The organism is Leptolyngbya sp. Heron Island J, from assembly GCF_000482245.1.
In the GTDB taxonomy this organism is placed as follows: domain Bacteria; phylum Cyanobacteriota; class Cyanobacteriia; order Phormidesmidales; family Phormidesmidaceae; genus Leptothoe.
The window spans coordinates 31582-45766 of record NZ_AWNH01000112.1 but is presented as its reverse complement, the minus strand read 5'-3'; the positions used below and the strand labels follow the sequence as shown (position 1 = coordinate 45766).

The window sequence follows — 14185 nt, the reverse complement described above, 5'->3', positions numbered from 1 at the left end:
TGCCTGATCATACCTAATTAGAACGGTTAATCTATCTTATTTTCGTATTAACGGATACCGTTTTTCAGACTTAAATTTTCGTTACAACCCTCAGTGCCCACTGAGTACAAGCTCTGCTAGGCAGTGCACTCAAGGGTTATATTTCCTGAACCGGAATGTCCGCTCCAGTCAAGCAGCCTGCAGGAGGGTAAGCAATTCCCACCCTCCCAATTTGAGACGAGACTGTTAGGCAACCGATAAAGCTGGTTGCTGCTTCATATCAGCCAACATCTTCTTCAGATGCTTGAGAGCGGGAGTCACAATTGCCACAAAATAAGCCTCCCGCAACTTACGCTCTGCCGGACTACCATGCACATAGGCCCTGGCTCCTGCATGCAGCATGGCCGCTTGAGCAGATCGTAACGAGAGTTCTGCACCGGTTACTCGGGCTTGAATAATCTCGCGATTCAGTTGTGGATCAGCCAGACCTGTACATTCATTCAGCTGATCAGCCAGGCTGTAGGTGTGCAACCGAGCCATGTGCAAATCATCAGCCAGGTCTTCAACTTGATCATCTAAATAGCAATTCACATGCCCCAGACGCTTATTAGACCGACGCATCAGCTCAATACAGCTATCGGCTAATCCTAACCCCATCCCCATCTGGGTCAAAATAAATCCAGGGCGAATGCAGGCGACATACTCCTCACAGGGAGACGCCAAAACCCACTCATCTGGCACAAAGGTATCGCGAAATACACAGCTATAGGTGCCTGTCCCTTCTAGGGCAATAAAGTGAGCATTAAGCCGCAGTGACATCCCCTCTAGCGCATCGGAAACAATCGCCATCATGTAGTCTTCCGAATCAGCCAGTTTGGCAGCAATCCCAAAATAGTGGCCAGGCCCCAAATTAGATACCCAGGGCAGCAGGCCGTTGATGATGTAGCCACCGTCTACACGCGTCGCCGTCAGGGCAATTTTCTCAATATCGGCAAAATGCTTCATGGGGTTTGATAACCCAGTACCAGCTAGCACCTGACCAGTAGCGACTTTAGGCAGCATCTCTGCTTTCAGCGTCGTGTTCTGAGTGTTTTCTAAGTACCAGGTGCAGGCCACCTGACACCAGGCAATAAATCCGGTCGAAAGACAGTCTTTAGAGATTTCTTCAATGCTTTGAATAGCTGTTCTCAATCCTTTACCCGACCCCTGGTAGCCTGTGGATACTGCATGGGCAAAGGCATTGGTAGCACCTAGCTGATGCATAATCTGCTCCGGATACTCTCCTTTGAGATCAATGTCTTGCACCTTAGGTGTCAGTACTTGATTAATTACAGTGCGTAGGTTAGCAATAGCCGGATCTGAATCTAAGGTTTCCAAAGATGCCTTATGACTCGATGATTTTGAAATGGTTTGCATGGCGATGCTCTGTATATAAGGCCGATGTATTGAGTTGGGCTGATAAAGCGGGACGTGATGATCGCTGGGTTAGATGTTTGAAGATTGAAAACTAAGATGGAAAACCTAATAGAGATCTAGCGATTCCAAAAATATTGTAGTGGTTGCCAGAGCTGACATTACCCAAACGAATGCAGGCAAGAAATGCCCTAAACCAGAGACGAAAAGGTTAAAGAGAAGTTTCCGGAGTTTCTAGCATGAGAAACTCCGACTTTAGATAAATTTAATCCAACAGTGCCAACTAAACCGTTGAAACCGATACCGGCATAGGATTGCTTAATGTCGCAGACACCGGTGACCAGGTATTCGCATGGGCCACCATTTCCTCTAGTACTGCCCGGTCAGCATCACCGTCGATGTCTACCTTAACGCGGACGTCAGTAAACCCAGCCTGAGGCTTTGCTAATTCTCCAGTCCCCCAGGTGCTAACAATGTTGATATCGCCTTCTAGGGAGATTTCTAGCTTAGTTAAAGTAACGCCTTTTGCAGCTGCATTGGCCTGAATGCCCACCACCAAACAGGAACCCAGGGCTCCCAATACAATCTCAGATGGGTTAGGTGCGGTATTATCTCCCAAAAGAACAGGAGGCTCATCAATGGCAAACGCGTCCAGGTCACGGGCATAGTTAAGACTGCGAAACTTGCCTGTGCAGACAGTTTTAACCTTCAGGGTTTTATCGGCAGGGTTGGCCTTATTCTTAGCGGCTAAATCTGTTAGACCGTCTTGAGGAATGGGAGTAAGCGGTGCTTTTACCTCGGCGGTCACGGTAGTTGCTTCGGCCATGGTTCTATCCAAGTAGAATGATCACTCTATTTAAGATACAAGAAACTTCTGGGAGGTGAAAGGTCAATGTTATTAATTGGTAAAAATAAACAACACTGAGACCCTCAAGAAAATCCTAGTTTTCCAAAAGTTCGTCCCATCTAACTGGCAACACTGAGGGGTATATATAAGGAGAATGAACTCCGAATTCACCATTTGACTGATTAATCAGGATTCTTGCCCATGTCAGCTTCGAAACTGGTCCCCCCATTTACCTATGAGATTGCTGTTAAAAAAGTTCGTATGGCAGAAGATGCCTGGAACAGTAGAGATCCACAGCGGGTTTCCATGGCTTACTCAGAAAATAGCCACTGGCGTAATCGGGCTGAGATTTTTCAGGGACGAGATGCAATCCGAGAGTTTTTGAGCCGCAAGTGGGATAAGGAACTGGACTATCGGTTAACTAAGGAAATGTGGGCGTTTGGTGAGAATCGGATTGCAGTGCGCTTTCAGTACGAATGGCATGATGATGCCGGTCAGTGGTATCGCGCCTATGGCAATGAGAATTGGGAATTTGACGAAGATGGCTTAATGCGACGGCGAGAGGCCAGCATTAATGATAAGCCAATTGCTGAAGCAGAACGTCGGTTTTTCTGGCCTGCACCAGGGCCTCGTCCAGAGGATCATCCAGGATTAATTGATTCTCCAGAGTAGTGCAATTGGACTGACCAGACAAAAATCTCTTACGCTTAATCCCCTCCTCGGAAGGGATTAAGTATCGGTATAAGGCATCAATACCGCATTGAATCGCCCTACGTTTTCTTATCCTCAGTAGACAATCAGAGCACTCTTTAAGGTCTGTCGAGCCAGGTTAAAACCTCGCCGGAGGCGGATGTCACTGCGATGCAGTTTGCCCATCAGCATCGCTCCTTCGATGGCGGTAATGATTTGTTCGGCTAAATGGTCTAGATCAATGTCAGTCTTGAGCTGGGGTTTGGCCTGACGCAGTGTTTGTGCGATCGCACCCTCCCACTTACTAAATACCTGCATCAAATGATCGCGAAATGAGGGTTCTTGCTCTACCAGGTCAACGATCAAATTACCCAGCAGGCAACCGCCACACTTAGGTTCCCTCAGCTGTTTTTCCTCTAAACGGTCCAACATCCAAAGAATCTGCTCGATAGGGTCTTGACTGTGAGAAAAAGCAGGCTCTAAGACATGGGCCTGCAGCTGTGCCCATTCAAAGTCGATCAGAGCATGCCCTAACTCATGCTTAGACTGAAAATAGTTATAAAAGCTACCTGAAGAGGCACCGCTAACCTCAAATAACTTGCTTAACCCCGTTGCCGTTAGCCCCTGACGATGAACCGTAGTAACCACCGACTTCAAAATGTCCTCACGGGTGCGTTTGAGGTTAGCCATAACAGCTTTAAGATGACAAGTCTACATAGTATATCTTTCTACTCCATGGTCAAAATGGTAACCAGTAACAACAGACTATGATCCCAGGGCTACTTGATTGACATTGCGACTCAGCTGTCGCGGTAGGACTCTATTCTGTAGAGCAATACAATCAGCCAGATAGTTAGCATCACGAGCAATTCCCGAAAACCGGCCTGAGCCCCAGGTATACAGCCAGGGCAATCCTAGAAAATACAGACCCTGGTTAGCAGTGACCCCACGCTCGTGGCCAGGGTAGCCTTTGCCGTCAAATACCGGAATATCGATCCAGCTAAAATCCGTGTGGTAACCCGTGGACCAGATTACCGCTGAGATGTTCGCAGCGGCTAAATCCAAAGAAAGTAGACTAGTTTCTGGCTGCCAAACGGCTTGATATGGAGGGTCTAACGGCGCATCTAGATGGTTCTTTTCAATGTAGCTATCAATAGTCTGTTTAATGCTCTCAGCAACAGCATCAGCCTGATCCAGATTGTGCTTGAGATCATCATTAAATTCCAGCTGAGCCCCATCAATATGGTTGAGTTTGCCATGGAGACGCATCCCCTCCAGGGCAAATCGTCTTAGATCGATCTCTCGACCACCGTCGCGACCAGTAACGTAGTGATTGGTTTTAACGCGAACAGAGGCTTTCTGAGGATGGTCATCAATGGCCAAATCGTAGTAGCCCATCTGGTCAAGCCAGTCCACCACATCCTTATTCCGATATCTTCGAGGGGCACGGGGCGCACCACCGACACAGAGGTGTACCTGTCTGCCCGCCAGATGTAAATCTTCCGCGATCTGGCAGCCTGACTGGCCTGTACCCACCACCAATACAGCTCCCTCTGGCAACGACTCAGGATTCTTATATTCCGAAGAATGCAGCTGAGTGATGCTGGACGGCAGCCGTTCAGACATTCTAGGAATTTTCGGGGTGTGATAGCCACCCGTCGCGACGACAACCTGATCAGCAATATAGTGGCCAATAGACGTCTCGATTTCAAATACGTTTTCCGGCTTACTTATTTTTGAAACGGTAACCCCCTCTTTAATCAGAGGCTTAAAAGATTTGGCGTAGTCTTCAATATATTGAACAATTTCATCCCGTTGCATAAAGCCATCTGGATCATGGCCAGAGTAGGGATAGCCCGGCAGCATACATTGCCAGTTAGGGGTTACCAGACAGAATGAATCCCATCGCTTTGAGCGCCAAGAGTGGGCGATTTGATTCTTTTCAAAAATGATGTGATCAATGCCCCGCTGCTTTAGACAGTAGCTGATGGATAGGCCCGCTTGACCTCCACCGACAATAGCGACGGGGAAATGTGAACTCGTAAGTGCCCGCATGGACTCAATCCCAGAAAACAATGGATGACAGTTCAACCATAGAAATCAGACCTATAATCACCTGTAGCAGTCGCTACCAAACACTGAAATCTCGGCTTATGGGCAGGCTTCAGATACAGGCAATTGTCTGAAGGCTCACGGAAGGCTATATTGATACCTATGAACCTGCACTTTTTAACAGGTAACTGTCCTTTTGAAATATATCTCATGGGAATTAAATTGGTTTGGCTGTCTCATTTGTCAGGCTTATCCAATTTGTAACAACAGATACGAGAATCAGTGCTGAGACCTTTTAAGCTGCTGACAAATTCATATTGGGAGCGGCGTTAGATGCCTGAAGTAACGACCCCAGCTCATAAGGCGGGTGATTTTTTCGTTGATTACGAAGAGAAAGTATTTCCCGATGTTCAAGCGGAACCTGGTGAAAAAGCCCTGGTGGCATTTCATACTGTTGCCTTTGAAGGCTCTATTGGTTTAGTTAACTTATTGCAGGCAACTCGTCTTATTCGTAAGGGATTTGAAACATCAGTTTTACTGTATGGTCCTGGTGTTACTCTAGGTGTCCAGCGTGGCTTTCCAAAGATTGGGGATGAGGCGTTTCCCGGTCACTTAGCGATGAATAATCAGCTGGTCAAGGTGATGGAAGAAGGCGGCAAAGTCTATGCTTGTCGGTTTGCCCTGCAGGCGTTATACGGTCACGGTGAACCTTCTCTGATTCCTGGGATTACACCGATTAATCCATTGGATGTTTTAGACATTATTTTGCTGCATCGTAAGGAAGGTGCATTTGTTCTTGATACCTGGACAATGTAAGAATTAGGAGAGGGGTGAGGAATAATTGCAACTCTAGTGATTGTTCAGAAAACTCACTCTTCCCAATTTTAGTTTTGACAGAATTTTAGCAACCATATGGGGGAGAAAGTATCTATGGACTATTCTCGAACCGTAAGGGCAGCTGCCGTACAGATTTCACCTGTATTGCACAGCTGCGAAGGTACGTTGGAAAAGGTCTTGAAAGCCATTGATGATGCAGCTGTTGAAGGTGCTGAGCTGATTGTCTTTCCAGAAACTTTTGTCCCCTACTATCCTTACTTCTCATTTGTTTTGCCCCCTGTACTGATGGGCAAAGAGCATATGAAGCTCTACGAGGAAGCGGTGGAAGTTCCTGGGCCGGTGACTGAAGCGGTTAGTCGGGCGGCACGGAACCATGGCATGGTTGTTGTTTTGGGTGTAAATGAGCGGGATAAAGGGTCGCTGTATAATACTCAGCTGATTTTTGATGCGGACGGTTCATGTTTGCTGAAGCGGCGAAAAGTTACGCCCACTTACCACGAGCGGATGGTTTGGGGCCAGGGGGATGGTTCCGGGTTCAAGGTATGTGATACGGCGGTGGGTCGGGTAGGAGCCCTGGCTTGCTGGGAGCATTACAATCCATTGGCGCGATATAGCCTGATGGCTGAGCACGAGCAGATTCACTGTGCTCAGTTTCCTGGGTCCATGGTTGGGGAGATTTTTGCAGACCAGACCGAGGTGACGCTGCGCCACCATGCGCTGGAGTCTGGATGTTTTGTGGTTAATGCTACGGGTTGGTTGACGCCTGACCAGGTGAGTGAGATTGCTCCGAGTGAGGGGTTGGAGAAGGTGTTGCGCGGTGGCTGTTATACCACGATTATTAGCCCGGAAGGGGTGCCGCTGTGTGAACCAATTCGGGAAGGGGAAGGAATTGCGATCGCAACCCTAGATTTCTCCTTGATCACCAAACGTAAACGTATGATGGACTCAGTTGGCCATTATTCCCGTCCTGATTTATTGCAACTTTCAGTCAATAAATCCGCTTATTCTGTTATTTCTTCAGAAAACACTGCTTCAGCTGAAACTGTTTCCTATACTGCACCAGAAGCAATAGCCACCCCAGACGCTTTACCTGAGTAGCCAAGGAAACATAGGATGATGGAGGATAGGTAAGGCCTATCCACACAGCTTAGATCACTTAATTTAGATACTCTTTTTTCCAGACCATGAACCCACAGCAGGTGATTACCGAGCTTCAGACCAAGGGCCTTAACTTGGTCACCGATACCGTTGGTGCGTCAGGTCGCAAGGGGGGAGCCGGTCCATCGGATCATAAGGCAGTCACCCTGGGTGATACCACATTTATGGTACCGGTCTACACCGATGGAGCCGCCCAGTCACCCTATAGTATTGATTATGAGGCAGGCCACTCTGTTCTCACCAAAGGTGATCAAGTGATTACCGAGTTAGATTTTCCAGAAAAACCTCGGTTTTATGATCTTCAAACCGCCGATGGCATTCCCTACTGGAAGATTGCCCTGCTCCATAGCCGCAATGTGTTGGCCACAACAGTTCTCCAAACCTGCATTCGTTACGAGAATCGCAAAACAGCCTGTCAGTTTTGCGCCATTGGTGAATCGTTAGCAGCCGATCGCACCATTGCCAAAAAAACACCAGAGCAACTGGCAGAGGTGGCCGAAGCCGCTGTCCGTTTGGACGGGGTGGAGAATATGATTATGACCACAGGTACACCGAATACGACCGATCGTGGTGCTGCTTATTTAACCGAATGCGCCCAGGCTATTCGTGCCCGCGTGAATCTTCCGATTCAGGCTCAATGCGAACCGCCCAATGATTTTGCCTGGTTTGAGCGGATGCGGACTGCAGGTATCGACAGTTTAGGTATGCATCTAGAAGCGGCTGATCCTGAGGTACGCGCCAGGATTATGCCAGGTAAAGCCAAAGTACCTGTCTCTTACTACTTTAAGGCCTTTGAAGCAGCAATCAATATCTTTGGTCATGGCCAGGTCAGCACCTATTTATTAGCAGGGCTGGGGGATAGCAAAGAGACATTACTGGACGTCAGTCAGCGACTGATTGATATTGGTGTATATCCGTTTGTGGTTCCCTTTGTACCCATTGGCGGAACACCGTTAGCGGAGCATCAGCCCCCCAGCAGTGAGTTTATGTATGACCTGTATCAGGGCATTGGCCAGATGCTTAAGCAGGCAAATTTGTTGTCCAGTGAGATGAAAGCGGGTTGCGCTAAGTGTGGAGCCTGCTCAGCACTGTCTTTGTTTGAGAGTTAAGAGAAACAGAGTTTCATTACAGAGTTTCATTTAGGTATTCAATTCAATCCCCTCCCAGGAGGGGTGCCCCCGACGGGGTGGGTCTCAATCACTAGCGCTAACGGTCAACCCACCCCGAAGCCCCTCCCAGGAGGGGATGGGGTATCGATTCTAGCTTGATGTTTTGCATTTGATTTTGGGTCCTAAGATATGAAAAAACGTACTTATAGTTTTCAGCTTGCTCTGTCTAAACCTGATGTTGCTGAGTATTTCAATCTGCGGCAACAGATTTTCTGTGAGGAACAGGGATTATTTCAGGGCCATGACCGTGATTCCATCGACAGTACGTCGTACCCAATTGTGGCCATTGCCCATACGCCTGACCAGCCTGACCAGGTGGTTGGGGTTGTACGCATTTATGAAGAACAGCCTCGCCTTTGGTACGGTGGACGCTTGGGGGTACATCCAGACTTTCGCCGGGTGGGCCGCATTGGTAAAGGGTTGATTCAAAAAGCAGTGACCACGGCGAATACCTGGGGTTGCGATCGCTTCTTGGCCACCGTCCAACTGCAAAACGTTCGTTTCTTCACCCGTCTGCACTGGCACAGCCTGGAAGAGATTGAAATTCTGGGCCACCCTCACCATTTAATGGAAGCTGACTTAGAGCATTATCCAGCAACGGATCAACCTCGTCCGGCATTGCCCATTGAACAGGTTGCTTAGGAACAGACATGCAGTAGTGAACCCAAAAAACAATCACCTATCTGACCTCGTCAATACTCTCCAGAAATCTGTCAGCATCCTCAACAAACAAGACATTCAAACCGCTGCCACAGCCATTGGACAATACGTTCAAACTGCCTCAGGAGAATCTATTCGCCTGGGAGATGACTGTGCGGCCATTCCTGATGGTGATGGCTATCTCCTACTAGCAGCAGAAGGACTTTGGCCCCAGCTGGTGACTCAAGATCCCTGGTTTGCTGGCTGGTGTGCCATTATGGTCAACATTTCCGATATCGCCTCCATGGGAGGAACTCCCATCGCCGTAGTTGATACGCTTTGGAGTCAATCGGTTACTTCTAATACTCCCTTATGGCAAGGAATGCAGGCAGCGGCTCGTGCTTATAATGTACCGATTGTTGGCGGCCATACCAACTGTCATAGCCCCTACGATGGCCTTGCCGTTGCCATCTTGGGTCGAGCCCAGCAGCTGATTACCAGTTTTGACGCCCAGCCCGGTGATGATTTGGTCATGGTTGTGAATATGGCAGGGAGCTACTATGGAGACTATCCATTTTGGAATGCGGCAACAACGGCTGAACCGATGATGTTGCAACAACAAATAGGCTTACTACCCCAGCTTGCCAACATTGGGTTATGCACCGCAGGCAAGGATATCAGCATGGGAGGCCTGGTCGGCACCCTACTTATGCTGGCTGAAGCATCCGGCGTGGGGGCTACCTTGAGCCTAGATTTAGTACCTCATCCACCTGAGGTTACTTGGGAAAAATGGCTCACGAGTTTTCCCAGTTTCGGCTTTATTTTCAGTGTACCTCCTGAACATCTTGCGCAGGTAAAAAAGCTGTTTCAACCCTATGGAGTCACCTGTAAGGCTGTTGGCAAGATAACAGCAGGGTCTCAAGTGATCTTGCAACAGGCAGGAGAACAAGCGCTGTTTTGGGATGCGACCCATCCATTAACTGGATTTGGGCAGTATGGGTAGCTAAAGACCACTTTTGGCATTTTGCTTCAACAAAACGTCCCATCTCACCATAATATGCTTGCACCCGATGCCGCTTCACCGGGTGCCAGATCGATTACTTCAACCTGCTAAGCGTACTGCATGAGATGACTTTGACAAGTCTTGCTTCCCACTATCTTGAGCCTTGGCTGCAGTCGAAAATACCTGAGGTATAGACACCCCGTCAGGCAAGTGACTTGTCGTCAAAACTGCTCCCATCATCGCACCAACAATACCCATGACATAAACATCACTGCCAGTCATATATAGACCTGGCACTGGTGTTTTGATTTTAGTCCAGCCCCGATTCTTAGCTGCAAATCGTTCTGCATACATGGGTAATCCATATATCCCACCTTTAGGATGCGCTGTGAAATGTTCATTGGTCAGAGGGGTGGAGACTTCGCAGTAGTCCACTAAATCTGAGAAACCTGGATAGTGTTCTTCAACCATCTCCAGCAAAACGTTTTGAATACGCTGCTTGAGAGCGCTGTAATCTTTGTCGCGATGTAGCCACGCCTGATCGCGCCAGAAAACAAAGCTATTGTAATCAGCAGCCACGTTCAATTCAGCTGTATGTTTTTTAGCATGGGGATTTTTTAGGGATGGAAATGACAGGTAGATCTGAAGTGGCTTGCCCGCATAAACCCAGCGACTTTTTTGTCGTTCTACATCCTGGTGATCAAAAGTGTTGTAAATCCAGTGGTTTTCACCTTTGAAGCCCAGCTGCCGTGGATCATCTTTGAAACCAATGAATACAGACACACCCGTGGTGGGTGGGTGAGTGTCTACAAACTGTTGCAGAGATTCTCGGAATGGGATGGGATAGCTATCTGGAATAAACTTAAGGTAAGTGTTATAAGCACCCGCGTTGGAAACTACTACAGGGGCATAATAGTCTTCAAAGGTCTCTTCTTTAGCCTGCAAATTACGCACCCGTACCCCAGCAGCCTGGCCATCATCGAGCAGAATTTCAGTCACTTCTCGGCTCACCAAGACTTGACCGCCTTTAGCTTCCACTACCTGCTGTACACTTTTGGCAATGGTGCCAGATCCGCCTACAGAGTAATAGCCTCCATCTAGATAGTGGCTAACAATGGTGGCATGGAGGGCAAAGGGACTGTCTGCCGGTGGCAGTCCGTGGTCTAACCACTGTGAGACTAACAACGCTTTCAGTTCAGGAGATTGAAAGTGTTGATCTAAATAGTCCTGGGTTGTCAGATCTAAACTGGTGCCATGCCAAAGTTTTGCAACTGCACCTACAACTTTAAACAGAAAAGCACTGTTGTTTCTTGCTGCATCCAGGAACAATGCTGCAGCTGCCTTGGAAAGATCCTTAAAGTACTGACGAATGGCCTGGGATTCATCTGGAAAGCGTTCGATTAAATCAGCTTGAAACCGCTGAGGATCGCCATAAAGGTCAAAACTTAAGCCTGGATAGACAAACTTTTCAAAGGGTTCTGGCATCTTTTGCCACAGTACTTGTTGGTTGGTGACCAGATCAAACAGATGACGGACGCTAGAACCCGCTTCCATTTGCCCTACATAGTGCAGTCCTGGGTCCCAGTGGAAACCTTTACGCTGAAATGTATGGGTAAACCCACCGGCAACAAAGTGACGCTCCAGAATTAGTACACGTTTGTTGCGCAACTGGGCCATCAAGCTAGCAACGGTTAAGGCACCGATACCAGAACCGATCAAGATTAGGTCATAGTCTTTGCGTTGTGTTTTCATGGTGACCTCCAACGGTCGGTGCGATCGCGAACTTTGAAATAAATGGCTTGCTTGAAGCGATAAGTCGTTTACCCCCCTGACAAAGGGAATGTTAACGCTGACAACATAAACTTAACTCCAAATGTTATCGGCGTCAACATTCAATGCTAAAATCTTTTTAAGCCTTCTATGAAATCCCCTATTAATGGCAAAGTCTGACCGTGAAGCCTCCTATCACCATGGCGATCTACGTCAGGCATTGATTGAAGGTGCTTTAACACTGATTAACGAAAAAAAAGATGGCCGGACGCTATCGCTACGGGAAGTAGCTCGTCGGGTAGGAGTCTCGAATGCAGCGCCCTATCGTCACTTTGCCGATAAGGATGCGCTGTTAGCGGCACTGGCAGAAAAAGGATTTCGGATGCTGACAGCTTTTTTACGGGCAGGGATGGCATCGGCCGATGACCCTTTGCATAGTCTGCAGGCCAGTGGGGTGGGCTATGTGAAGTTTGCGATCGCACATCCCTCCTACTACCGAGTCATGTTTAGTGCCTTTCAGCCAGGGGAAGCCTCCTGTGCTGAATTGAATAAGGCCGGAGAGGAAGCATTTTTGGTATTGGTAGACGCCATTGTTGCCGGACAGACGGCTGGCAAAGTAAAACCAGGCGATCCACAGCAGCTAGCGTGGGTAGCCTGGTCATTAGTACACGGTTTAGCGATGCTGGTGATTGAACATCAGCTGCCTTTGATGGATGAAGCCTCCATCGTTGCCTTTGCAGAATTAGCCACCCAGTCGTTAACGGAGGGGCTACAGACTGGTGAGTTGGACCCATTGAACGAGAGCTTTGGGTAATCTGCGCTCTACTCTTTAAAGCAGTGTTAGAAGACAGTGCAATGAACACTCAAAAACTCAAGAAAAGCCTGAACCCGTGGTGACAAATTACGACGATGGGTAAACACCGCCTGAGTCATTAATCCAGGAGGCATTTGATCAGCGAATAGTGAAACCAGCTGATGATTATCCAACTCCTCTTGCACATGAAAACTCAACAATCGAGCAAAGCCCAGACCATTGAGCACGGCATTTTTTAGCGCTTCACCACTGTCGGAATTAAACGAGCCACGAATTGGGATTGTTTGCCAGCTACCATCAATCAGAAATTCCCAGGATAAGGGCTGACCATCAAAGTTGTAACGCATGCAATTATGATTGACCAAATCAGCTGGTGTCGCTGGCTGACCGTGGGTCTCAAGATACTCAGGAGAGGCACACAATACAAACTCAGCGGCCCCCAGGTGTCTGCGGATCAGGCTGGAGTCTTTTAAATCCCCCAGTCGAATCGCCACATCAATCCCTTCGGTGACTAGATCAACTATTCGCTCAGTTAACTGCAAATTCACCTCGATTTCTGGATACTGGGCGAGAAAGATCGGCAGCCGCTTGACTAGAAACCGTTGACCAAAGTCCAGGGATGTGCTGATGGTCAGTTTACCTCGGGGGCTCCCTCCTGAAATGATGCTGTCGTTAGCATCATCTAATTCCTGCAGCAGTCGTGCTACACGTTCGTAGTAAATTGTTCCTTCAGCTGTCAGACTCAGGGACCGTGTCGTGCGCTGCAGGAGCCGTATGCTGAGCCGATCTTCTAATTTGGCAACACGTTTACTAATAGCCGAAGGGGTCGTTCCCAAAGACCGAGCAGCTGCACTAAAGCTGCCCTCTTCCACACTTTCCACAAAGGCAATTAGCTCGGGTAGTTGATTGAAAAAATTCAGCATTGATTCCTGATAGGCATAGGTGATGTGCCCATATAGGGTCTTATCTTCTAGAAAAGCACAGATTAGGCTGAGATCATGGCAGTATCAAACTCAAAGTTGTGAGCAACTAAGGGGATGGGAGGTGCAACAACGATGAATGACAAAGTTGTAATTGTGACGGCAGCCAGCCGCGGCATTGGTGCCGGTTGTGCTAAAGAACTGGCAGCTCGGGGATACAAGGTGTCTCTTCTAGCCCGTTCGGCCTCTGTTTCAGATTTAGCACAGTCGCTCCAGGGGATTGCCTTACAGGGTTCTCTAGCAAGTGCAACTGATTTGGCCACCCTGGTGACAAACACCTTGGATAAATGGGGCCGCATTGACGGCGTAGTCATGAGTTTTGGCGATCCACCCCGACCTGATTTGCTCGATATTTCTGACCAGATGTGGCTTGACAACTTTGAAATGTTGTTTCTCAGTGTTGTCCGCTTAGTTCGATTGGTAACTAAACCGATGCAACAGCAGGGTGGCGGGGCGATGGTGATGATTTCTGCCAGCGATTCTCAAGAGCCATCATTGAGCACGCCGTTTAGTGGCACCTTGCGAGCGGCAATGGCAGGCTTTGTCAAGCTGTATGCCAAACGATATCGGTGCGATCTCATCCGCATCAACGCCATTGCCCCCTATTTTGTTGCCGATGACATCACCGAACTAGAAGGATGGACTGTACCAGACGATCTGATGTGGGGCCGTCCTGCCACCTATCAAGAGCTGGCCAAAGCTGTCACTTTTCTGCTCTCAGACGATGCCAAATTTATTTCAGGCACCACCCTCAAAGTTGATGAAGCCTATTCCGGGGCGATTTAATCCATTTGGTCCTACAGCATTGATAGATCCGTGGCAAACCATCGATAC

The 14185-nt window shown here is 48.3% G+C and carries 14 protein-coding genes; 8 read left to right on the top strand and 6 right to left on the bottom strand.

From position 1 onward, the window contains the following. Nucleotides 1–225: 225 nt before the first annotated feature. Together N836_RS69070 and N836_RS69065 are read right to left on the bottom strand one after the other, a co-directional pair. Nucleotides 226–1395 (bottom strand): acyl-CoA dehydrogenase family protein, encoded by a 1170-nt coding sequence (locus tag N836_RS69070; protein ID WP_023076415.1) that lies wholly within the window; start codon nucleotides 1393–1395, stop codon nucleotides 226–228. A gap of 280 nt (nucleotides 1396–1675) precedes the next feature. Beyond that, nucleotides 1676–2218, bottom strand: coding sequence for an OsmC family protein (locus N836_RS69065; protein WP_023076414.1), 543 nt, complete (start codon nucleotides 2216–2218; stop codon nucleotides 1676–1678). Nucleotides 2219–2440: 222 nt separating this feature from the next. Here N836_RS69065 and N836_RS69060 point away from each other — a divergent pair, with 222 nt between their 5' ends. Continuing rightward, complete coding sequence (locus N836_RS69060; RefSeq protein ID WP_023076413.1) at nucleotides 2441–2911, top strand: nuclear transport factor 2 family protein; 471 nt, start codon at nucleotides 2441–2443, stop codon at nucleotides 2909–2911. Nucleotides 2912–3025: 114 nt separating this feature from the next. On the opposite strand, the gene N836_RS69055 is transcribed toward N836_RS69060, so the two are convergent. Continuing rightward, on the bottom strand, nucleotides 3026–3619 hold the full coding sequence (locus tag N836_RS69055; RefSeq protein ID WP_023076412.1) for a TetR/AcrR family transcriptional regulator: 594 nt from the start codon (nucleotides 3617–3619) through the stop codon (nucleotides 3026–3028). A gap of 75 nt (nucleotides 3620–3694) precedes the next feature. After that, entirely contained in the window at nucleotides 3695–4984 is a 1290-nt protein-coding gene (locus N836_RS69050; protein WP_023076411.1) for an MSMEG_0569 family flavin-dependent oxidoreductase, read from the bottom strand. Between the two features lie 330 nt (nucleotides 4985–5314). On the opposite strand from N836_RS69050, the gene N836_RS69045 reads away from it, so the two are divergent. From N836_RS69045 to N836_RS69025, 5 genes are all read left to right on the top strand, one after another. Next, nucleotides 5315–5797 carry an MSMEG_0572/Sll0783 family nitrogen starvation response protein gene (locus N836_RS69045; protein WP_023076410.1) on the top strand — a complete coding sequence of 161 codons (483 nt, stop codon included), beginning with the start codon at nucleotides 5315–5317 and terminating at the stop codon, nucleotides 5795–5797. Nucleotides 5798–5911: 114 nt separating this feature from the next. After that, nucleotides 5912–6916 (top strand): Nit6803 family nitrilase, encoded by a 1005-nt coding sequence (locus tag N836_RS69040; RefSeq protein ID WP_023076409.1) that lies wholly within the window; start codon nucleotides 5912–5914, stop codon nucleotides 6914–6916. A gap of 86 nt (nucleotides 6917–7002) precedes the next feature. Next, entirely contained in the window at nucleotides 7003–8085 is a 1083-nt protein-coding gene (locus N836_RS69035; protein WP_023076408.1) for an MSMEG_0568 family radical SAM protein, read from the top strand. Nucleotides 8086–8274: 189 nt separating this feature from the next. Next, on the top strand, nucleotides 8275–8787 hold the full coding sequence (locus N836_RS69030; protein ID WP_023076407.1) for an MSMEG_0567/Sll0786 family nitrogen starvation N-acetyltransferase: 513 nt from the start codon (nucleotides 8275–8277) through the stop codon (nucleotides 8785–8787). A 16-nt stretch (nucleotides 8788–8803) separates the two neighbouring features. Next, nucleotides 8804–9787: a sll0787 family AIR synthase-like protein gene (locus tag N836_RS69025; protein WP_023076406.1), complete on the top strand. Its 984-nt coding sequence runs from the start codon at nucleotides 8804–8806 to the stop codon at nucleotides 9785–9787. 99 nt (nucleotides 9788–9886) lie between these two features. On the opposite strand, the gene N836_RS69020 is transcribed toward N836_RS69025, so the two are convergent. Further along, nucleotides 9887–11539: a phytoene desaturase family protein gene (locus N836_RS69020; protein WP_023076405.1), complete on the bottom strand. Its 1653-nt coding sequence runs from the start codon at nucleotides 11537–11539 to the stop codon at nucleotides 9887–9889. Between the two features lie 184 nt (nucleotides 11540–11723). On the opposite strand from N836_RS69020, the gene N836_RS69015 reads away from it, so the two are divergent. Further along, nucleotides 11724–12371: a TetR/AcrR family transcriptional regulator gene (locus tag N836_RS69015; protein ID WP_023076404.1), complete on the top strand. Its 648-nt coding sequence runs from the start codon at nucleotides 11724–11726 to the stop codon at nucleotides 12369–12371. A gap of 26 nt (nucleotides 12372–12397) precedes the next feature. On the opposite strand, the gene N836_RS69010 is transcribed toward N836_RS69015, so the two are convergent. Then, nucleotides 12398–13294 (bottom strand): LysR family transcriptional regulator, encoded by an 897-nt coding sequence (locus tag N836_RS69010; RefSeq protein WP_023076403.1) that lies wholly within the window; start codon nucleotides 13292–13294, stop codon nucleotides 12398–12400. A gap of 132 nt (nucleotides 13295–13426) precedes the next feature. Between N836_RS69010 and N836_RS69005 the strand changes: the two genes are divergently transcribed. Continuing rightward, entirely contained in the window at nucleotides 13427–14137 is a 711-nt protein-coding gene (locus N836_RS69005) for an SDR family oxidoreductase (RefSeq protein WP_031294418.1), read from the top strand. The last annotated feature ends 48 nt before the right edge of the window (nucleotides 14138–14185 follow it).